Raw genomic sequence first — 18,911 nt, 5'->3', positions numbered from 1 at the left:
CCCCCTGGCTCATCCCCGACATTGACGCCGCAGTTGCTACGTTTGACGCATGAACCGCGCCCTGGATCCCCTCGCCGCCCAGCTGCTGCTACGCGCCTATGCGCGGGCCACGAACATGCTCATCGCAGGGCGTTCCTTCGCGACGGACGACCCGACGCTGGCCGCCCTGCTGCGCTCGTTCGGCGCCCACGTGCACCCGATTGCCGAGCCCGAGGGAACCCCAGCCTCGCCCCCGGTCGTGTTCGCGCTCGAGGAGGACGCGGCCCCCACGCCCGGAGCGATCACGGTCCTGGCGCCCGGAGGCACGTTCCGCGCCGTCATTGCCCCCGACGGGCGCACCATCACGGGCCCCGGCGACGAGGGACGCATCGAGTGGGCGCGCGCCCACATGCCCGTCACCGAGGCGGCGACACACGCCCTGGCTCCCCTGGTGGCGGGCCGAAGCGTGGGGCTCTCCCTCGTCCTGGAGCCGAAAACGGCGGCCCTGGCTCTCATGCTCTCCGAGGCCGGGGCGCGCGTGAGCGTCTTCGGCTGGGCATCCGAGACTCGCGAGGACGTCGCTGCCCGCCTGCGCGACGCCGGCATCCCCGTCTTCGCGGACTCGCGCGCCTCCCGCGAGCGCGAGTGGGAGCTCGCACGCGAGTTTTTGGCCCAGCGCAGCGAATTCCTGCTGGATGACGGCTCCCACCTGATCCGCCTGGCGCACGATACCCAGCGCTGCCCGGGTGTCCTGGACGCGCTGGTCGGTGCTGCGGAGGAGACCACCTCGGGGCTGCGCCCCCTGCGTTCTTTCGATCTGCGCATTCCGGTCCTAGCCTCGAACGATGCGCGTTCGAAGACCCTGTTCGACAACGCCTACGGGACGGGCCAGTCGTGCTGGACGACGATCCTCGACCTGATCGACCCGCGCGGCGTCGGTGCGCCCGTGGCGGGGATGAGCGTCGTCGTCATCGGCTACGGCGACGTGGGGCGCGGCTGCGCGCGCTTCGGCGCGGCGCTCGGGGCGCGCGTGACCGTCGTGGAGCTGGACCCCGTGCGTGCCCTGCAGGCGTCGATGGACGGGTTCGCCGTGGCCTCGCTGCAGGAGGCCGCTGCGAGCGCCGGCATGCTGATCTCCGCGACGGGCGAGCGGGCGACGATCCCGCTAAGCGCACTGGAGGCGGCGCCCGAGGGCGCGATCGTCACGGTCGCCGGCGGCGTCGACGGGGAAGTATCCATCGACGAGGCCGTAGCCGCCTCCTGGGTCATGGCCGAGTCGGGCGATCCCCACGTGCAGACCCTGACCAGCCCCTCCGGCAAGACGCTACGCATCCTCGAGCGCGGGGAGGGCATCAACTACACGGCGGGCGAAGGAAACCCCATCGAAATTATGGACATGAGCTTCGGCGTGCAGCTGGCGTCCCTGCGCGAGCTCCTCACCCACGAAGGCGAGCTGGCCCCCGGTCTGCATGACCTGCCGCGCGAGGCCGACGACGCGGTGGCCGCAGCAGCGCTCGGCGCCCTGTCCCTGTCATAGTCGCAGCTCACGTCCACCGGCGGGCCGGTGCGCCCGCCCCGCTTCTACACTGTTAGTCAGCGTCCCCCACTGAAAGGTCCCCCATGAGCGACGTGGTCGTCTGGTCCGCCGGCATGGTCATCCCGATCACCGCCCCCTCGATCCTCGACGGCGCTGTTGCCGTGCGCGACGGGCGCATCGAGCACGTGGGCGCGCGCGACTGGGTCGTCGAAACGCTCACGCAGCGCGGCCTTTCTTTCACCGAACGCCACTTTGACGGCGTGCTGCTCCCCGGCCTCGTCAATGCGCACACGCACCTGCAGTACACGGGCATGGCGTCCGTGGGCGCGGGGCAGTACCGCGGTTTCGACGATTGGGCGCGTGCCTTCGACGAGGTCTACGACGCGGGCGGCCTGGACTGGGGAGGCGACGCGGCCGCCGGCGCCCGGCTGCTCCTGGAAAGCGGCACAACCGCCGCCGCCGACGTGGTGACGGACGCGGCCGCGGCCTCGGCCCTGCACGACGCCGGACTGCACGGCGTCACCTACTGGGAGGTCATGAGCTGGTCGAACGAGGAGTGGCGAGCCCGAGGAGAACGCGAGGTCTCCGCATCCCTCGACGCCATGCCGACCCCTCCGGCCGTGGGCATCTCCCCGCACGCCCCCTACTCCCTTGACGCCGAGCCGCTGCTGGATCTGCCGGACATGGCCAGGCGTCGCGGCATGCGCATCCACATCCACCTGGGCGAGTCCCACTCCGAGGCCGAATGGTCCGAAACGCGCACGACCGCCCTGGCGGACCTGTGGAAGAGCGAGCACTCCTCGTCATTCACGGCGATGCGCTCGCGCGGGGGTGGCTTCTCGTCGACGCAGTTCGTCGACCAGCTGGGCGTCCTCGGACCCGACTGCCACGTCGCCCACGGCGTGTACATGCGGGCCGACGACCGCCGGCGACTGCGCGCCCGCCAGACGGCCGTGGCGCTGTGCCCGCGCTCGAACCGGGTGATCGGCTTGGACGCGCCGCCCGTCGGCGCCTACCTCACCGAGGGCAACATGATCGCGGTGGGCACGGACTCCCTGTCCTCCTCCCCGTCCCTCGACCTGCTCGAGGACGTCGCCCTCCTCTTCGACCTGGCGCAAGCGCAGGGCTACGAGGATCAGGACCTGGCGCGCCGCCTCCTGCAGGCCGCAACCCTGGGCGGTGCCACCGCGATGGGCCTGGCGACCGGACCTGATCGCCTCGGTCAGCTCCAGTCGGGCGCGGTCGCCGACATGTGCGTCATCGACGTGCCCGTCACCTCGATCGTGGAGACCATCGATACCGTTGCCCGCCACGGTGCCGGTCGCGTCGTCGAGACCGTCGTGTCCGGGCGCGTGCGCTACTCGGCCTCGCGCTAACCCTGTCGTTTCCCTTTCGCTCGCCTCCCTTTCCCTTCGTTTGGAGCTTCGCATGACCGACGTGTCCCCGCTGATTGATGCCATGGGCCTCGCGCCCCACCCCGAGGGCGGCCACTACCGCCGCACGTGGACCGCGCCCGCGCAGGTGGACACGCCGCGCGGGAGCCGTCACAGCGCCTCCGCAATCATCTTCCTCCTCGACCGCGACGAGGAGGCCCGCTGGCACCTCGTTCACTCCGACGAACTGTGGATCTGGTCGGGGCCCGGCGCCCTCGAGGTGCACCTGGGAGGCAGCAGGGACGCCCCCGAGGCCGACCCGCGCATCGTGACGTTGGGTTCTCCGGCCGGAACGCAGGCCTCCGATGCGAGCAACCCCGTGCAGATCCTCGTGCCCGCCGGCACCTGGCAGCGCACCTTCGCCCGCAGCGACTACGCGCTGGCCACCTGCGTCGTCTCCCCCGAGTTCACCTTCGACGACTGGAAGCTCGCCGAGGGGGCCTAAGCCCGACGGCACACTGTCCCACGCCTTGAACGCACAGGGAACGAACGCGCCGCGGAACGCCTTGAACGCGCGAGCACCACGGTTCGAGCATAGGGTGAGACCATCCGCTCGACCAATACGAGCGGCTCGTTCCAAGGAGGAAACATGGGTCTGGAAGATCTGAAGAAGCAGGCTGAAGAGGGTCTCGAGAAGGCCAAGGAAACCTTCGGCGAAGAAAACGTCGAGAAGGCCGTCGAGGCTGCCAAGGACAAGGCGACCGAGGTCGTCTCCGATCTGAAGGACAAGCTCCAGAAGTGATCTGACGGGAGGGCCGGGCCGGCGTGGCCCGGCCCTTTCGCATGCCCACACACCACTGTGTCCCATCCCCCAACCCCACGAAACCCCAACGATTCCAACATTTCCCCAGCCCATGCCTCGTTCCATTGTTTCGTGCAGCGAAACGACGCCAGCGCATTGTGCGGCGCGCCTATACGCTCATCGAGTCAGACCCGCCCACAAGGCGGAATCCCCCACGTCACCGGGAGGCCCCATGCGCCGCTCTGTCCGTTCCCTCACTGCCGTCGCCGCCATCGCGGCCCTCGGCCTGGCCGCCTGCACGGGCGGCACGAGCTCCTCTTCTTCCGCCGACGCCGAGCAGACCTACGGCCCCGGCGCGCTGCCGACCGTGACGGAAGGTAAGCTCACCGTCGCCACCTCCGATCCCGCCTACTCGCCGTGGATCCTGGACAACGACCCAGCCTCGGGCGAAGGCTACGAGTCCGCCGTCATCTACGCCCTGGCCGAGGAACTCGGCTACACCGCCGACAACGTCCAGTGGGTGCGCGCCACCTTCGACGCGTCGATCACCCCCGGCGCCAAGGACTGGGACCTGAACATCCAGCAGTTCTCCATCACCGACGAGCGTAAGAACGCCGTCGACTTCACATCCCCGTACTACACGACCACATCGGCGATCATCACCAAGGCCGGCACCCCGGCCGCCGACGCGAAGTCCATCGCTGACCTCAAGGACGTCCTGATCGGCGTCCAGGCCGGCACGACATCGCAGCAGTTCGCCTCCGATCACCTGGAGTCCGGCCTCAGCCAGAAGCTGCAGATGTTCAACTCCTCCGACGACACGGTCCTGGCCCTGCAGACGGGCCGCGTGGACGCGATCGTCGTCGACCTGCCAACCGCGTTCTACATGGTCTCCGCGCAGATCGATGACGGCGTCATCATCGGCCAGTTCGACGACACGACGGGCGGCGAGGAATACGGCATCGTCCTGCCCAAGGGCTCCAAGCTCACCCCCACGGTCTCCGCCGCGGTCGACCGCCTGGCCGAGTCCGGCAAGCTTGCCGAACTGCAGGAAAAGTGGCTGAACGAGGCACAGAACGTGCCCACCCTCAAGTGAGGCCCCACACTCATGAGTGACTACTCAAGTAACGCGGCGGCCACGCTCACCGTTTCGGCGGTGGAGCGTGGCCGCCGCGCTTATCGGCGCAAGCAGACGGTCCGGTCGATTCTCATCTCCCTGGCTTCCACGATCGTGGTCGCGGGAGTCCTCATCGCCGTGGTCGTCCACTCCGACGGGTGGGAGGCCACCCGCAACACCTTCTTCAACGGCAAGTACTTCATCGAAGCCTTCCCCCAGGTCCTGGCCGGCCTGTGGCTCAACATCCGGATCCTGCTGATCTCGGTGCTGGGCGTCGCCGTCTTCGCAACCCTGCTGGCGGCCGCGCGCACGCTGGCCGGTCCCGTGTTCTTCCCGATCCGCTTCCTGGCGGCCGCGTACACGGACATTTTCCGAGGCGTCCCCTTCCTGGTCGTCCTCTACCTGATCGGCTTCGGTATCCCGGCGCTCAACCCGACGACGCGTATCCCGACCGCGTTCCTGGGCACGGTCGCGCTGATCCTCACGTACTCCTCGTACGTCGCCGAGGTGCTGCGCGCGGGCCTGGACTCCGTGCACCCCTCCCAGCGTTACGCAGCGCGCTCGCTGGGCCTGTCTCACGGGCAGACGCTGCGCATGATCATCGTTCCGCAGGCGATCCGCAAGGTGACCCCCGCCCTGATGAACGACTTCATTTCCATGCAGAAGGACGTCGGCCTGATCTCGGTCCTGGGTGCGGTCGACGCGATCCGTTCGGCACAGATGGTCCAGGCTAAGACCTACAACATGACGTCCTACGTCGTCGCCGGCCTGCTGTTCATCATCTTGTCGTTCCCCTTCATTCGCCTGTCGGACTGGTACACGGCCCGACTGCGTAAGCGCGAGCAGATGGGAGGCACCGTCTGATGTCGGTCCCCACGAATTACGAGGCCTCCCCCACCTCGGACAACACCACCCCGGTCCTGCGCGCCGTCGGCGTCGTCAAGTGCTTCGGAGACAACATCGTCCTGCGCGGCCTGGACCTGGACGTCGCAGCGCACGAGGTCGTGGTCCTCCTGGGCGCGTCTGGCTCGGGTAAGTCGACGCTGCTGCGCTGCGCGAACCTGCTCGAGCGGGTGGACGACGGCCAGATCTTCTTGGCCGGCGAGGACATCACGGACCCGCGCGCGAACGCGGATCAGATCCGCGCGCGCATTGGCGTCGTGTTCCAGCACTACAACCTGTTCCCGCACATGTCTGTGCTGGACAACGTGACCCTGGCCGCCCGCAAGGTACACGGCTGGGAGAAGGAACGCGCACACGAGCGCGGCATGGAGCTGTTGGACCGCATCGGCTTGAAGGACAAGGCGAAGGAGTATCCGGATCGCCTGTCGGGTGGCCAGCAGCAGCGCGTCGCCATCGCACGCGCCCTCGCCACAAACCCGGAGCTGCTCCTGCTGGATGAGATCACGGCTGCGCTGGACCCGGTGCTCGTCGGCGAGGTCCTGGACCTCGTGCGCGAGATCAAGGAGCAGGGATCGACCATCCTCATGGCGACGCACGAGATCAGCTTCGCCCGCCAGGCGGCAGACCGCGTCGTGTTCCTGCGAAACGGACAGATCGTCGAGCAGGGCCCGCCCGAGCAGGTCATCGATAACCCGCGCGAGCAGGCCACCAGGGACTTCCTGGCGCGCATTCTGCACTAACGACCGGGCAGGGCGACTGCGAGCTGGCCTCATCTCTGCGCGACCAAAGTACTAGCTAGCGCGCTAACGTGCAACGCCTTGACACCATATAACCCTCTCACATGTATGGGACAGAACACTTTGAAGGGCGCTAACAGAAGTGGTTCTTTGCATAGATCTATGCTACGTTAGGCGGACGTACGGATAAACGCCGTACAGAAGAAAGAGAGACTCCAATGAGTACCACAAAGACAGAGCGCCTGGACCTGCGCCTCACCAAAGAACAGGATGCGCTCATTCGTCGAGCGGCCGAACAGGACGCCCGTAGCATCAGTGATTTCGTTCTCTCCACTGCAACACTGGAAGCGCAGCGACGTCTCGCCGACCAGCGCATCTTCTTCATGAACGACGAACAATACGCCCGCTTCGAAGAGATCCTGCAGACCCCGCCGACGGACGACCCCAAGCTGCGCAAGCTTTTCGAGCGCCCCTCGCCCTTCGGTACGCACATCAATCTGACTGCTCCGCGCACTTCTGATCAGTGATGTACGTATCAGCCCTGCAAGAGCCTCGTCTCCTTAAACACGAGGATGAACGAGGACGATTCCAGTCGGGCAACGCCGAGATCGACGACTGGTTCCACCGATTTGCGTGGCAGAACCACCGAGCCCGAAACGCGCGCGTCTTCGTCACAACGCAGGAACCAGAGACACTGGGCTTCTATGCCCTGGCCATGGGGGCTGTATCACGGAGCGACCTCCCAGAGGCTCTCAAACCGGGACGACGCCCGGACCCATGCCCTGTTCTCATCCTTGCGCGCCTCGCCGTCGATCAGCGCGCGCAGGGACGAGGCATCGGCGCAGCCCTGCTCAAAGACGCACTCTTGCGAGCCCACAAGCTCAGCAATGAGGTGGGATTCGCTGCCCTCCTGGTCCACTGCGCCAACGACCAGGCGCGCGAGTTCTACCTCAGCCAGTCCTCGAACTTTGTTCCCTGCCCGGGAGCGGAGAACCACCTGGTGTTGCCACTGCGCGGCCTGCGGGAGTTTATCGATACTCTGTAGCATCCAGCACCGAACGGCCGCAACACAACGCACAGGGCCCAGGATCCGCAGATCCTGGGCCCGAAGCGTTGTGAGTTTGGAATCAGTTGGCGCCCTCGGTGATGGTCACCTTGAAGTCGGTGGTGATGCCGTCCGGATCGGTCAGGCTCACGGTCACCGGGTCGTCGTCCTCGCCCAGCGCACGCAGCGGGTGCAGGGTGACGACGTTCTTCTCGGACTTGCCGACCTCGAGGGCCGTGGGGTCAGAGACCTCGATCTTCCACTTGGCGGCCTTGTCGGAGTCGGCCAGCTTGATCTTCAGGTCGCGCTTCTCGGGGACCTTGATGCCGCTGTCGTCGATCTGAGCGATGGGACGCTCGACCGTCTTGACGTCCTTCGGGGTCACGTAGGAGTGAGCGGAATCGGAATCGGTGGCGCAGCCGGTCAGGGCGGTCACGCCCAGGCCGAGGGCCAGCACTGCAGTGAGGATGGAACGCTTGTTCATAAACACAATACTAAGCATCCATCCGCACAGATACGCATCACAAGGCCCGTTTTGGGACGATGTCACAGCATCTCGCGTCACATGGACCAGACCAGCGCCCCCGATTCCACGTCCGTCCAGTACGCGCTGGCAAACTCCGCCCACTGCTGCGGGAACTGCAGCTGCGGGCTATGCGTGCCCCCTCGGATGATGCTCTCGCGAGCCCCCAGGTCTGCGGCCTCCTCGGCGTACCACGAGGGCGGCCAGATCTCGTCCTGGTCCCCGTACAGCACGTGCACGGGCACGCCCGTGGCCGCGAGCGCCGGGGTGTCGGGGCGCAGCTGGGAGAGGATGCGGGCGATGCCCACCAGGTTTTCCGAGGCCGTGTCCAGCGCTCGGATACGTTGAAACTCCGCCCATCCGACGCCGAGTTCGTCGAACTTCATGTCCGGGAAGTAGGTGCGCAGCACCTGCTGGCGCGCGCCGGGGCCCGTGGGCAGGGGGTCAAGGATCGGCAGGGTGTTCATCCAGTCGTACACGGCCCGACCCGAACAGAACAGGGTCACGGAGGCAAAGAGGTCGGGGCGCTTGACGACGGCCGCGCGCGCGACGATGCCACCGAAGGAGTGGCCCACGAGGTGCACGCGACCCGTAGTCCCGGCCCAGGCCTCGGCGACGGCGATAAGGTCACCGACAAAGTCGCTCATCCCGTACGCGCCCAGGCCCGAAGGCGCGGCGGACCCGCCCTGGCCTCGCTGCGAGTAGGCCAGGACATCCCAGCCAGCCTCCCCGAGGAACGGCAGGACGGTCGAGTAGTCCTCTTTGGATCCCGTGTAGCCGGGGACGAGGAGCGCGCGGCTCTCCCCCGTGCCACCCGGGGCCGAGACGGCAGAGATCGCAGGTGTGCCGTCGACGAGGACCGGGGCGCTCGGGCCGGTCAGCAGGCCACTGAGCTCACCTGCCGGGGAGGGAACAGCGACGGGGGTGACGTTTGGTGCCAACGCAAAAGGTCCAAAGGGCTCAATTCGTTTCACACTCCCAATCGTAGAATGAACGCATGACAAACGAAACGATTGCGAGCCAGCTCGCCCACCGCACGATCCGCGCCTACAAGGACCAGCCCCTCACCGAGGAAGACGTCACCACGCTGATGGACGTGGCGCGCCATACCGCAACCTCTTCCTTCCTCCAGGCGTGCACGATCCTGCACATCACTGACCCACAGGTGCGCGAGACGATCAGCACCGCCTCCGGCCAGCCCTACGTGGGCGGCACGAAGGGCGACCTGTTCATCTTCGTCGCCGATCTGTACCGCAACAGCCGCATCCGCGCCGAACAGGGTGTTTCCTCGGAGGCTCTGGGCTCGATCAACCTGTTCCTCACCGCCGTCGAGGACGCGCTCCTGGCCGCGCAGAACGTGGTCGTGGCCGCCGAGTCGATAGGCCTAGGCACCGTCTACCTCGGCTCAATCCTCGCCGATCCGCGCGCGACCGTGAAGGCGCTGGAACTGCCGGAGCTGACCTTCCCGATTGTCGGCCTGCTAGTCGGCCACCCGGACCAGGATCCGGGCCAGAAGCCGCGCATGCCCCTGTCGGTCGTCACCGCGAAGAACACGTACCCGCGCGTCGAGTCCTACTCCGAGACGCTCACCGACTACGACCGCGAGGTCACCGAGTACTACGACCTGCGCTCGGGTTCGCGCCTCGAGTCCTTCACCCACCTGGTTGCCACCAACATCGGCGTGGGCGGCGCGCACGTCTCCCCCATCATGGAGATCCTCAACGAACAGGGCCTGTGCCTGCGCTGATTCTCCGTCATTGACGAGGCCGTGGCCTCCCCAAGCGTTCAACCGCCCGGGGTTCCACGGCCTCGTCGCATGCCGTGCTTGTCGCGCGCTTACAATGAGCGCATGGCTGAGCTTGGTTTTTCCACCTATGTGTTTATTGAGCGCATCGCCGCGAACGCGGCCGCGCTGCACCCCTTCCCGGAGCACAACGTTGCGCTCGTGCGGGACGCGCTGGCTGACGCGGGCTTCGATATCACGCTCCTCGGCCCTGACGCGCCGGAGGTCGGCGAGGGCGTGTACTTCCAGTCCGAACCCTTCGGGGACGAGGTCATGGGCCTCCTCGCGGACGCCCTCACCTTGCGCGGTATCGGCGCCTACGCATACGCCCTCGTGGATTCGTCGCTGGGCGGGGACTTGGCGGACATCGCGCTGTTCACCCGCGTGGGCGACGTGTTCCCCCGTCACGGACGCCACATCCTCATGACGCGCATGTACATTCAGCGTACCCTCACGGGCGCAGGCAACAAGGCCGTGACCTGGGCGTTCGGTTCCCCCACCGACCTGGAGGAGGCGAACCGCTTGCTGTCGGAGAAGTTCGACACCGAGCCGGTGACGGATCCGCGCGGGATGGCCGCCATCGAGATCCGTCACCCCGAGTTCGCCGCGGGAACGGCCGAGCCGATGGTCCTCCTCGACGAGATTTTCCAGGTGCTGGGCGCCGCCGGATTCGAGGGCATCACGATGTGCAACGACCCGGGCCAGCAGGCGTAAAACTGACACGAATCACGTGGCCGGCCAAGACCGCCCTTTCCTCGCCGAAGGGTCCAGGGACTGTCTTCTTGTCACCGGCAACCCGAAGCAAGTGAGTCAACGACAGCATGTAAGGCCGTGCCATGATGCACCACACGTGCATCTAGTTGACATGTTGACAGGACAGAGATATACTTGCGTCATCAACACCGGTTCCGCCGCAAGGTCCAGGGCCGGTTTTCTTCTATGCAAGGGCGCATAACAATGGAAAAGCCATTTTTGAGTATTGATCAACAGATCGACCTACTTCGATCACGGGGCATGACTATTGACGATAGTAAAACAGCGAAGCAAACACTCGAGACGATCAGCTACTACAGGCTTTCTGGTTACTATTATCCCTTTCGTCAATACGATGACATAACACAGACGCGCTCTGATATTTTTTCTCCCAACACGAAGCTAGAACAGGTCTTAGCGCTCTACAAATTCGATGAGCGACTCCGTGCGACAACTTTTCAAGAACTCTCACGGATCGAAGTGGGATTACGAGCACTCATCGGCTACACGCTCGGAGAGGAGCATCCCCATCTCCACCTTGCGTCTTCGCGGCTAGGCCCATCAGGTTTCGATAAGGAAAACAAGCACGAAACCAAGAAATATAGGAAATGGATATATTCCTACGAGAAAAGCCGCAAACGATCGCAAGAAGATTTCATTCGCCACTACCGAGACGAATACAATGGAAAACTACCCGTATGGGTAGCAGTGCACATCCTCGAGTGGGGAAAGCTCGCTCTGCTATTCAAGATGGCACCTTTTCATTGCCAAGACACTATCGCAACTTCACTCCACTTGACTCGATCACAGGTCAATTCCTGGCTCGAAAACCTTAGAATTCTGCGAAACATTTGCGCACACCAGGGGCGCTTATTCAATCGAACACTCCACCAGGTAAAGCTACCGAAAGACGCCGAAACCCTGGGCATCACACAATTGTCTCCGAAGAGAAACAAGTGCTTCGACCAGCTCACTCTCATCCAGTACCTCATCCGCACGATGGGCCTAGGAGACGGGACCGCCCTCCCCGCGGTTCTCGCTACCTTTCCCGCTACCGACATCGTCCCCCTGCGAGCGACGGGCACGCCCGATAACTGGCAGTCGCTCCCTTTGTGGTCGTGCGAGCCGACAACTTGAGGCCCCCACTGCTGACACGAAGGGCCGCCGCGCAACCGTTGTTGGTTGTGCGGCGGCCCTTCACTGTGGGGTTTAGCGGATTGCCTCCATGACGCGCACGCCGTCGAGCACGCTCACGTAGGGCAGGGGGTTCACGCCGGACTCAAGCACGTACTCCGTGAGCTGGTCGCGCACGACCGTTTGCAGCTCCTCGGGATTCCACGGCTTGCCGATGTAGTAATCCAGGCCCGCCTGGTTCACGGCGCGGATCGTGTCGGACTGGTCCGCCTGGCCGGTGACCAGCACCGTGCGGGTCGCGGCGAAACGCTCATCCTTCATGAGCTCCACGAGGAAGTCAACGCCCGACTTTCCGGGCAGGCGATGGTCGGACAGGACCAGCGCCAACTCGTCCCCGTCGTCGACGATCTCGTCAATGACGGTCCAGGCGTCGTCAACGTCCTCGGCGACTTCGAGCCGGATCTTGTCCCAGAACTGTTCAAGATCACGCTCGAGCGCGTCGCGCACGTCCGCTTCGTCCTCAAGGGACAGGATTGTCAGGGTCATGATTCCTCCTCGTGTGATTGGGCGGGCAACGAGATCCGCATGATCGTGGATCCCGGGTGAGAGTCGATCGTGAGGGTGCCCCCATGATCGGCGATAATGGATCGGACGATGGACATGCCCATGCCCAGCCCGAATCGGACGCGCCCCGCCTTGGTGGTGAAGTGCGGCTCCATGATCTTGTCGACGATTCCCGGGTCGATGCCCGGACCGTTGTCCTGGATGTTGATGCTCACGCCTTCGGGCGTGGGACGCACGGTGATGCGGATGAGGGCCTCGGCCTCGCCGCGGGCAGGCAGCTCGGGCACGCCGCCCGATGCCTCGGCGGCCGCAACCAGATCGGCTGTCTCATCTTCGATGGCCTCGGCGGCGTTGACGATGAGGTTCGTCCACACCTGCTGCAGCTTCGCGGGGTGCGCGCGCACGGCCGGCACATCCTCATAGTCACAGTCGATGCGGATGCCTCGGACCCTGTGAGCGGTGAGCCGCAGAACATCGTCGATGCCTTCACGCACGTCCACGGGCTTGAGGTCCTCAGCGTCCGGGCGCGCATATCCCTTGAGGGACTGAGTCAGCTCGATGACGCGGTCACCCGCGGCGAGCACCGAGCGCAGGGACCCGCCCAGGCGCGCCCCGGCCTCGTACGCGTCGATGCCTCCCGGAATCTGCGCGAGCGCACGAGCGCCGTCCGCCCCCTGAATCCCCGCGCGCACGAGGCGCCGGGCGAGCGTGCGGTCACCGACGACGGGCAGCAGCTCCTTCATGAGGGCGCGCTCAACCGACGTAGAGCGCGGGGGTGCGGTCAGCGCCCGGGCCATCGCTTCCCTCGACGAGGCCGGGGCCGGGGCCGCGAGCGCCGCGTCGACGTCCTCGTGCAGGTGCTTGGCGGCGCGCACGAGGGCGGTCACCGGGTTGTTAAGCTCATGGGCGATGCCGGCGCTCAGCTCGCCGAGCATTGCGAAGCGCGCGCGTTCAACCAGCTCGGCGCGGGTAGCGCGCAGGTCCTCGAGCGTGGCAGCGAGGGCCTCCTTCTGGGCCTCAAGGTCCTCGGCAAGCATCGCATTCTCCAGGTGGAGGTCCTCGGCGCGCATGAGGCGACGCGTCAGCGAGCGGATCGCGAGCGCGGTCAGCGTCGCGCCGATCGACGGGTCCTCGGAAATGACGATCTGGAGCTGCTCGGTCGTCAAGCGCACGAGCGTCACCTCGGTCGCCGTCTCGCCCGTGAAGAACGCGTCCTCGGCGCGGGCCAGCGACACGAGGCCGATGAGAGGTCCCGACGAGGCCAGGTGCGCCAGGACCTCGCCCTGCGGCGAATCCCTGTGCAGGGACACTTGGCCATCAAGGACCAGGTAGACGGCACCCACCGGCTCACCCTGGGTCACCAGCTGCGTCCCCTCGGGGACAATCAGCCGAGGCCTCTGGCCGAGCACTCGCTCGACGCCTGCAAGGAGCTCCATCACGACCTCGTGCTCGTCGCGGTCCAGACCCTCCAAGAGCGGGCCCTGCACGGCAAAAGGCGGCGGATCAGCGATGAGCGAGCGGATCTGCCTATCCGAATAGCCGCACCCCTGCAGGTAGCGCACCATCGTCGAATACGCCTGACCCGCCAGCAGCGGCACCGTCCACGGAGACTTCAAGACCGAGGCGAGCGCGCAGGACTGCATGCACCGAGCCAGGTCGCGATGCTCGGACTTATCCGTCACCACCACCCACTGCATGCACTGCAGCGCCGGGAAGGTCCTCGCACGGTCAATGAGCGCGTCAATGTCGTCAACCTCGGAGGTCACCAGGCCCATGAGCACGTGGTCGCCGACATTCAGGCTGGCCTCGTAGCCGGCCAGGTCCTCAATCCCGTCGATACGGTCCAGGCACAGGCCCGGGAAGGCGTACGCCAGATCCCTCGTGACGGGCGCGGCGATCGAGCGCGAGTCGTTGCCCACGACCAGCATGTGAATCGGGTAGCCGGCTCGGTGCCCGCCGCTGCGCACGTCCGTGCGGGCCAGCACCGAGGCGTCCTCCGCTGCGGGCCCCTGCGTCCACCCGTGGGCCAGCCCCGGCCGGGGGCGCGCCGCCCCCGACCCGACCGTGGCCTCGTCCCCGAACACGTCACATCACCCCGATGAATCCCCAGGTCAGCGGCGCGATGAACGCCAGGAGGATGATGCCCACGACACCCACCACGATGCCAACGATCGCCATCTCGCGGGTCGGGGTCGTACCTGTCGAGTACGCGATCGCGTTCGGCGGGGTCGAGATCGGCAGGCACATGCCAAGCGAGCAGCCCAGGGCGATGACGATGGCGATTTCGGCGGCGCTCGCGGAGACCGTCGCCGCCAGGCCCATACCCATGGGGATCAGAAGGTTCGCGGACGCGGAGTGCGAAATAACGTTCGAGGTCACCCAGCCCACGAGGGCCAGCACGAAGATCAGAAGAATACCGGGGATCGAGGCCCACTGGATCGAGCCAAGCATCCACTTGTCGAGGCCGGTGGCGGCCACACCCGAACCCAGCGCGATACCGCCGGCGACCAGCCACAGGACCGGCCAGTCCAGGGCGCGCAGGTCATCCCCACTCATCACCTTCGTCATCAGGAGAACCACGACCGGCAGGAAGCCAACGACGTTGGCGGAAATATGGTGCAGGGACTCCGTCATCCACAGGAGGATCGTCAGACCCGCCACCGAGTAGAAGATGATCGCGCTGCGCGACTTCTCGAAGCGTGCCGACGTGTCGATGTCGAACGTGGCGTCGGTGGGGATGTAACGCCACGCGATGAAAGCCCACGACAGGGCCAGGAGCACCAGCATGAGCGGGACGGCCGCAAGCATCCACTGCAGGAAGGTCACCTTCACGCCCGCGTTTTCCAGCGCGCCCAGAGCGATCGCGTTCGGGGGCGTGCCGACCGGCGTGCCCATGCCGCCAACGTTCGCGGCGACCGGGATCGACAGGGCGATGCCGGTGCGCGCCTTGCCCTCGGGCAGGGCCATGATGACGGGCATCATGACGGCGAACATCGTCGCCGTGGTCGCCGTGTTCGACATGAACATACTCATGATCGCGGTGATCAGCATGACGCCCATGACGGTCAGGCGCGGCTTGCCCATGAAGGGCTTGAGGAGGACCGCCGACAGGGCGCGGTCAAGCTTGTACTTGGCAGCGCCGTCGGCCACCATGAAGCCGCCCAGGAACAGGATGATAACCGGGTTAGCCAGCGCACCAAAGAACTTCGTGTATGCCGGGGCGCCCTCGCCCACGCTCAGCAGAGCGTGGTCCGAAATGAACAGGACCTCCAGGAAAATGACAAGGACCGCCGTGCCCGCGAGCGGCACCGCCTCCGTCACCCACAGCAGAATCGCCGCCAGGAAGATGCCGAACATGCGCGTACCGGCCACATCCAGGCCGGGTAGCTGCACGAACAGGCAGGTCACGATACACGCCAGCGCCGCCACGGCGCCGAATACCTTGACCGGGCTGATCCTCTGCTTTTTCTTCGCGATTGCAGCCGGTCGCGTGGACATGTTCTGAGCGGAGCGCGGATTGATTGACACCGCGCCCCTGGAGCGTCGAGCCATTATGTGAAGACCTCATCGTCTTGCGTGGATAGTGTCCGACCAGTGTATGCCAGCGCATACAAAAAGGAAAACTGGGGTGGGGCTTTCCAATACCCCACCCCAGCTTGACGCCGGCTCCGTCAGTCGGTCCTCACGGGACCCCCTACTCGGCCACGGCCTCGTCGATGTCGTAGCCCGTCGGGAGGACGCCCGGACGCGCCGGCTTCCACCCGAGCGCGGGGGCCACATACTCCGCGAAGTTGCGGATAATCGACCAATTTTCCTCGAATCCGAGCTGATTGGGGATCGTCAGGAGGAGGGTGTCGGCCTCCGCGAGGGCGCGATCCTGGCTCAGCTGCTTGATGAGCGTCGAGGGGTCGGCCGCGTACGTGCGCCCGAAGGTCGCAATGCTCGAGTCGAGGTGTCCGACCTGGTCTCCCGAGGCGCTCAGGCCATATAGGCCGCGGTCGCGCTCGGACAGGAGCGGGAAGATCGAGCGCGACACGGACACGCGCGGCGTCCAGCCATGGCCAGCCTGCGCCCACGCCTGACGGTAGGCGCGCAGCTGCTCGGCCTGGATGTCTCCGAAGGGCTTATCCCCATGCTCGAAGACCAGGGTCGAGCTCATGAGGTTGACGCCGTCGCGGGCCGCCTGAATCGCCGAGACGTTGGATCCCGCGCCGTACCAGATGCGCGAGCGCAGGCCGGGCGAGTGCGGGAGGACCGGCAGGGGCGTGCCCGGGTTCATCTGCGTCGGGTACTGCTCGTGCAGGGGTGCTGCCTCGGCCATCGGCTTTCCGTCGATGGCGTCGAGGAAGCGCTCGTAGTGGGCGCGGGCGAGGTCGGCACCATTTCGCTCTTCGGAGCGGTAGCCGAAGGATTCCCATCCCTTGTTGGCGATTTCGGGGGCGCCACGGGAGACGCCGAGGGCGGTGCGGCCGTCTGCGATCAGGTCCAGGGCGGCAGCCTCCTCGGCGAGGTAGAGGGGGTTCTCGTAGCGCATGTCGATGACACCCGTGCCCACCTCGATGGCCTTCGTGCGCGAGGCGATGGCGGAGAGGAGCGGCATGGGCGCGGCCGCCTGCGCGGCGAAGTGGTGGACGCGGAAGAAGGCGCCGTTGACGCCAAGCTCATCTGCGGCGACGGACAGGTCGATCGCCTGATGAAGGGACTCGGCGGCAGTGATGCCGTGGCGGCCACCGTTCGAGTAGTGGCCGAAGCTCAGGAATCCGAAGTATTTCATGACGTCACCCTACGCCATATCGGTTGAATGTTCAACTATATCGAGTGTGGGGTGCGAGATAGGAGCGGGGCACCTGGGCGCCGCCCCCTCGCTTTACGCGCGTCAAACGGCACACAGGCCCGTGATTACCCTTGTTCACACGGGCACTACACCCGATCAGTATGCATAACACCCCTTCTGATCGGGTGCAGCGCCCCCTAAAGGGTGCAGCGCCCACCTCCAAAACACTAGCCGTGCCAGCCAAGGCACCCCACCACTACCCCTTCGGGGAGCACGTCGCCTGCCCGAGCGCGCCACCACCACACACGGCGAAAAACAAAAATCGCAGACCCCGAAGGATCTGTGATCTCATCGTGCGCGAGGGGGGAGTTGAACCCCCACTCCATCACTGGAACACGGACCTGAACAGCGCCGGTCACTTCACCGCACGTGGGTCGGAGTTCTCCGTCGATGCTGTGCGCTACCTGCTCGCGAACCCGCTTTACTGTGGCTACATCAAGCACTACGCGTCGGGCGAGCTGTACCCGGTTCAGGGCGAGGCGTTCCCGCCCATCGTCGGCGAGCAGACGTGGCGGGCCGCGGTGGCGAAGCTGGAGGACAACGTGCGGAGGTCGGCGAGGCAGGGGAACCAGCCGAAGTATCTCCTGTCCACGATCGGGCTGTGCGGGAAGTGCGGCGCAACGCTCGTCTCGGGGACGAACAGCCGCAAGCAGCCGACGTACCGCTGCGGCGAGCAGTTCCATCTCACCCACCAGCGCGAGCCCGTCGATGCGATGGTCACCGAGGCGGTGCTCACGCGTCTGTCCTCGGTGGACGTGCACGACCTCGTGATGCCACAGGAGGACGATGGGCCGGATCGCGAGGAGCTGCTGACGGAGCGGAACGCCCTGGTCGATCGGGTGAAGGAGCTGAGCCCGCTGCTGCGCGACATCCATCAGCCGGTCCTGGAGATAACGGCAGCGATCAACGACGTGAAGGCCCGCATCGACGAGATCGACGCGGAGCTGCTCGACCGTTCGGTGTCGGCGGCGGCGAAGCTGCTCGCGGACGTCGAGGAGCCGGTCGGCACCGCGGAGCGCCGCGAGGTGGTCGAGGCGAAGTGGAAGGTGTTGGACGTGGACCGCCGCCGGATGCTCGTGGACGAGCTGGTGACGGTGACCATCGAGCCCATCACGCCCGGTCACGTGAAATTCGACCCCGACCTGATTCGGATAGAGCCGCGTCGCGACTGACTCATGAGCCGACTCGTCATTGCAATGGTGAGACGACTCGTGGGAGAATGGTTGCAGACAAGAAGATCCCACCGGGGCCGCGACTTAGAAGCGCGGGGTTCTGCTCCCGGATGAGTAGCCGGTCAAGCAGCCCAAGTACCGTGGCGGGGAACCGGAAGATACTCATGTCTGAGGACTTCGGATGTCTGTCGTTATCGACGTTCCCCGCGCATCCGCGCTCGACAGGCTGAAGCAGCAGAACGAGCCCGAGCAGTCGCAGCAGCAGCTCGGCAGTCCGGAGACGATGGAGCTGTTGACCTCGATCCTCGCCGCCGTCGAGGCGCAGAACACGAGGATCGCTACGCTGACCGAACAGCAGAAGAAGCTCGCGGGGTTCGTGAAGGTCATGGACGAGGAGACGACGAGGCGGCTGGAGCGGATCACGGCCCCGGCGTCGACCTCCTCGCCCTCCAGCGACGTGTCCGCGAGGATCGCGAGTATCGAGAGCAGGCAGAACGAGATCGCGAGCACGCTCGGCGAGTTCGCGCAGAGTCTTAACAGCGAGAGCTTGAACGCTGCGTCGCAGAGCTTGGTCGCGGAGGCGCAGAAGAATCGCACGGCTACAGCCTCGGCGATTGAGGGTCTGAAGGCGCAGGTCACAGCGAACCAGTAGCTC

At 65.8% G+C, this 18,911-nt stretch carries 20 protein-coding genes; 14 read left to right on the top strand and 6 right to left on the bottom strand.

Annotation, left to right across the window (positions count from 1 at the left end; translation table 11 throughout):
- Window positions 1–49 precede the first annotated feature (49 nt).
- The 9 genes from ACTODO_RS03675 (at window position 50) to ACTODO_RS03635 (ending at window position 7,493) form a co-directional block, all read left to right on the top strand.
- Window positions 50–1,516: an adenosylhomocysteinase gene (locus ACTODO_RS03675; RefSeq protein ID WP_003791547.1), complete on the top strand. Its 1,467-nt coding sequence runs from the start codon at window positions 50–52 to the stop codon at window positions 1,514–1,516.
- Window positions 1,517–1,599: 83 nt separating this feature from the next.
- A complete protein-coding gene (locus ACTODO_RS03670; RefSeq protein ID WP_003791545.1) occupies window positions 1,600–2,892 on the top strand; it encodes an amidohydrolase family protein in 1,293 nt (430 codons plus the stop codon).
- A 52-nt stretch (window positions 2,893–2,944) separates the two neighbouring features.
- Window positions 2,945–3,394, top strand: a complete 450-nt coding sequence (locus ACTODO_RS03665; protein WP_003791543.1) for a cupin domain-containing protein — start codon at window positions 2,945–2,947, stop codon at window positions 3,392–3,394.
- A gap of 144 nt (window positions 3,395–3,538) precedes the next feature.
- Complete coding sequence (locus tag ACTODO_RS10855; protein ID WP_003791541.1) at window positions 3,539–3,691, top strand: hypothetical protein; 153 nt, start codon at window positions 3,539–3,541, stop codon at window positions 3,689–3,691.
- Between the two features lie 232 nt (window positions 3,692–3,923).
- Window positions 3,924–4,787: an ABC transporter substrate-binding protein gene (locus tag ACTODO_RS03655; protein ID WP_003791539.1), complete on the top strand. Its 864-nt coding sequence runs from the start codon at window positions 3,924–3,926 to the stop codon at window positions 4,785–4,787.
- Window positions 4,788–4,799: 12 nt separating this feature from the next.
- Complete coding sequence (locus ACTODO_RS03650; RefSeq protein WP_003791537.1) at window positions 4,800–5,672, top strand: amino acid ABC transporter permease; 873 nt, start codon at window positions 4,800–4,802, stop codon at window positions 5,670–5,672.
- A complete protein-coding gene (locus ACTODO_RS03645) occupies window positions 5,672–6,451 on the top strand; it encodes an amino acid ABC transporter ATP-binding protein (RefSeq protein ID WP_003791536.1) in 780 nt (259 codons plus the stop codon). The genes ACTODO_RS03650 and ACTODO_RS03645 overlap by 1 nt, the downstream gene beginning before the upstream one ends.
- Before the next feature lie 215 nt (window positions 6,452–6,666).
- Window positions 6,667–6,975 carry a type II toxin-antitoxin system TacA family antitoxin gene (locus ACTODO_RS03640; RefSeq protein WP_003791535.1) on the top strand — a complete coding sequence of 103 codons (309 nt, stop codon included), beginning with the start codon at window positions 6,667–6,669 and terminating at the stop codon, window positions 6,973–6,975.
- The gene (locus tag ACTODO_RS03635) at window positions 6,975–7,493 is read left to right on the top strand and encodes a GNAT family N-acetyltransferase (protein ID WP_003791534.1); all 519 of its coding nucleotides are present in this window, start codon (window positions 6,975–6,977) and stop codon (window positions 7,491–7,493) included. The genes ACTODO_RS03640 and ACTODO_RS03635 overlap by 1 nt, the downstream gene beginning before the upstream one ends.
- Window positions 7,494–7,575: 82 nt before the next feature.
- Here the strand turns inward: ACTODO_RS03635 and ACTODO_RS03630 are convergent, their stop codons facing one another.
- Together ACTODO_RS03630 and ACTODO_RS03625 are read right to left on the bottom strand one after the other, a co-directional pair.
- On the bottom strand, window positions 7,576–7,995 hold the full coding sequence (locus ACTODO_RS03630; protein ID WP_003791532.1) for a hypothetical protein: 420 nt from the start codon (window positions 7,993–7,995) through the stop codon (window positions 7,576–7,578).
- Window positions 7,996–8,054: 59 nt separating this feature from the next.
- Entirely contained in the window at window positions 8,055–8,990 is a 936-nt protein-coding gene (locus ACTODO_RS03625; RefSeq protein WP_034511980.1) for an alpha/beta fold hydrolase, read from the bottom strand.
- A gap of 23 nt (window positions 8,991–9,013) precedes the next feature.
- On the opposite strand from ACTODO_RS03625, the gene ACTODO_RS03620 reads away from it, so the two are divergent.
- The 3 genes from ACTODO_RS03620 (at window position 9,014) to ACTODO_RS03610 (ending at window position 11,689) form a co-directional block, all read left to right on the top strand.
- Window positions 9,014–9,763 carry an NADPH-dependent oxidoreductase gene (locus tag ACTODO_RS03620; protein ID WP_003791528.1) on the top strand — a complete coding sequence of 250 codons (750 nt, stop codon included), beginning with the start codon at window positions 9,014–9,016 and terminating at the stop codon, window positions 9,761–9,763.
- A 102-nt stretch (window positions 9,764–9,865) separates the two neighbouring features.
- On the top strand, window positions 9,866–10,513 hold the full coding sequence (locus tag ACTODO_RS03615; protein ID WP_034511974.1) for a hypothetical protein: 648 nt from the start codon (window positions 9,866–9,868) through the stop codon (window positions 10,511–10,513).
- A gap of 243 nt (window positions 10,514–10,756) precedes the next feature.
- Window positions 10,757–11,689, top strand: a complete 933-nt coding sequence (locus tag ACTODO_RS03610) for an Abi family protein (RefSeq protein ID WP_003791525.1) — start codon at window positions 10,757–10,759, stop codon at window positions 11,687–11,689.
- A gap of 72 nt (window positions 11,690–11,761) precedes the next feature.
- On the opposite strand, the gene ACTODO_RS03605 is transcribed toward ACTODO_RS03610, so the two are convergent.
- From ACTODO_RS03605 to ACTODO_RS03590, 4 genes are all read right to left on the bottom strand, one after another.
- The gene (locus ACTODO_RS03605; RefSeq protein WP_003791523.1) at window positions 11,762–12,232 is read right to left on the bottom strand and encodes a response regulator; all 471 of its coding nucleotides are present in this window, start codon (window positions 12,230–12,232) and stop codon (window positions 11,762–11,764) included.
- Complete coding sequence (locus ACTODO_RS03600) at window positions 12,229–14,334, bottom strand: sensor histidine kinase (RefSeq protein ID WP_003791521.1); 2,106 nt, start codon at window positions 14,332–14,334, stop codon at window positions 12,229–12,231. The genes ACTODO_RS03605 and ACTODO_RS03600 overlap by 4 nt, the downstream gene beginning before the upstream one ends.
- A gap of 1 nt (window position 14,335) precedes the next feature.
- Window positions 14,336–15,748, bottom strand: coding sequence for an SLC13 family permease (locus ACTODO_RS03595; protein WP_003791519.1), 1,413 nt, complete (start codon window positions 15,746–15,748; stop codon window positions 14,336–14,338).
- 196 nt (window positions 15,749–15,944) lie between these two features.
- Complete coding sequence (locus ACTODO_RS03590; protein ID WP_003791516.1) at window positions 15,945–17,024, bottom strand: LLM class flavin-dependent oxidoreductase; 1,080 nt, start codon at window positions 17,022–17,024, stop codon at window positions 15,945–15,947.
- 353 nt (window positions 17,025–17,377) lie between these two features.
- Here ACTODO_RS03590 and ACTODO_RS03585 point away from each other — a divergent pair, with 353 nt between their 5' ends.
- Window positions 17,378–18,256 (top strand): recombinase family protein, encoded by an 879-nt coding sequence (locus tag ACTODO_RS03585; protein ID WP_003791513.1) that lies wholly within the window; start codon window positions 17,378–17,380, stop codon window positions 18,254–18,256.
- 181 nt (window positions 18,257–18,437) lie between these two features.
- Complete coding sequence (locus ACTODO_RS10485) at window positions 18,438–18,908, top strand: hypothetical protein (protein WP_003791510.1); 471 nt, start codon at window positions 18,438–18,440, stop codon at window positions 18,906–18,908.
- Window positions 18,909–18,911 lie beyond the last annotated feature (3 nt).

Source organism: Schaalia dentiphila ATCC 17982, assembly GCF_000154225.1.
GTDB classification, from domain to species: domain Bacteria; phylum Actinomycetota; class Actinomycetes; order Actinomycetales; family Actinomycetaceae; genus Pauljensenia; species Pauljensenia dentiphila.
The sequence above is the reverse complement of the archived record's forward strand: the minus strand, read 5'-3'. Positions and strand labels throughout refer to the sequence as shown.

Bases quoted from the DNA above. Each gene is read 5' to 3' on its own strand.
- ACTODO_RS03675 (WP_003791547.1), top strand. From the start codon at position 50: ATGAACCGCGCCCTGGATCCCCTCGCCGCCCAGCTGCTGCTACGCGCC.
- ACTODO_RS03670 (WP_003791545.1), top strand. From the start codon at position 1,600: ATGAGCGACGTGGTCGTCTGGTCCGCCGGCATGGTCATCCCGATCACC.
- ACTODO_RS03665 (WP_003791543.1), top strand. From the start codon at position 2,945: ATGACCGACGTGTCCCCGCTGATTGATGCCATGGGCCTCGCGCCCCAC.
- ACTODO_RS10855 (WP_003791541.1), top strand. From the start codon at position 3,539: ATGGGTCTGGAAGATCTGAAGAAGCAGGCTGAAGAGGGTCTCGAGAAG.
- ACTODO_RS03655 (WP_003791539.1), top strand. From the start codon at position 3,924: ATGCGCCGCTCTGTCCGTTCCCTCACTGCCGTCGCCGCCATCGCGGCC.
- ACTODO_RS03650 (WP_003791537.1), top strand. From the start codon at position 4,800: ATGAGTGACTACTCAAGTAACGCGGCGGCCACGCTCACCGTTTCGGCG.
- ACTODO_RS03645 (WP_003791536.1), top strand. From the start codon at position 5,672: ATGTCGGTCCCCACGAATTACGAGGCCTCCCCCACCTCGGACAACACC.
- ACTODO_RS03640 (WP_003791535.1), top strand. From the start codon at position 6,667: ATGAGTACCACAAAGACAGAGCGCCTGGACCTGCGCCTCACCAAAGAA.
- ACTODO_RS03635 (WP_003791534.1), top strand. From the start codon at position 6,975: ATGTACGTATCAGCCCTGCAAGAGCCTCGTCTCCTTAAACACGAGGAT.
- ACTODO_RS03630 (WP_003791532.1), bottom strand. From the start codon at position 7,995: ATGCTTAGTATTGTGTTTATGAACAAGCGTTCCATCCTCACTGCAGTG.
- ACTODO_RS03620 (WP_003791528.1), top strand. From the start codon at position 9,014: ATGACAAACGAAACGATTGCGAGCCAGCTCGCCCACCGCACGATCCGC.
- ACTODO_RS03615 (WP_034511974.1), top strand. From the start codon at position 9,866: ATGGCTGAGCTTGGTTTTTCCACCTATGTGTTTATTGAGCGCATCGCC.
- ACTODO_RS03610 (WP_003791525.1), top strand. From the start codon at position 10,757: ATGGAAAAGCCATTTTTGAGTATTGATCAACAGATCGACCTACTTCGA.
- ACTODO_RS03605 (WP_003791523.1), bottom strand. From the start codon at position 12,232: ATGACCCTGACAATCCTGTCCCTTGAGGACGAAGCGGACGTGCGCGAC.
- ACTODO_RS03595 (WP_003791519.1), bottom strand. From the start codon at position 15,748: ATGTCCACGCGACCGGCTGCAATCGCGAAGAAAAAGCAGAGGATCAGC.
- ACTODO_RS03590 (WP_003791516.1), bottom strand. From the start codon at position 17,024: ATGAAATACTTCGGATTCCTGAGCTTCGGCCACTACTCGAACGGTGGC.
- ACTODO_RS10485 (WP_003791510.1), top strand. From the start codon at position 18,438: ATGTCTGTCGTTATCGACGTTCCCCGCGCATCCGCGCTCGACAGGCTG.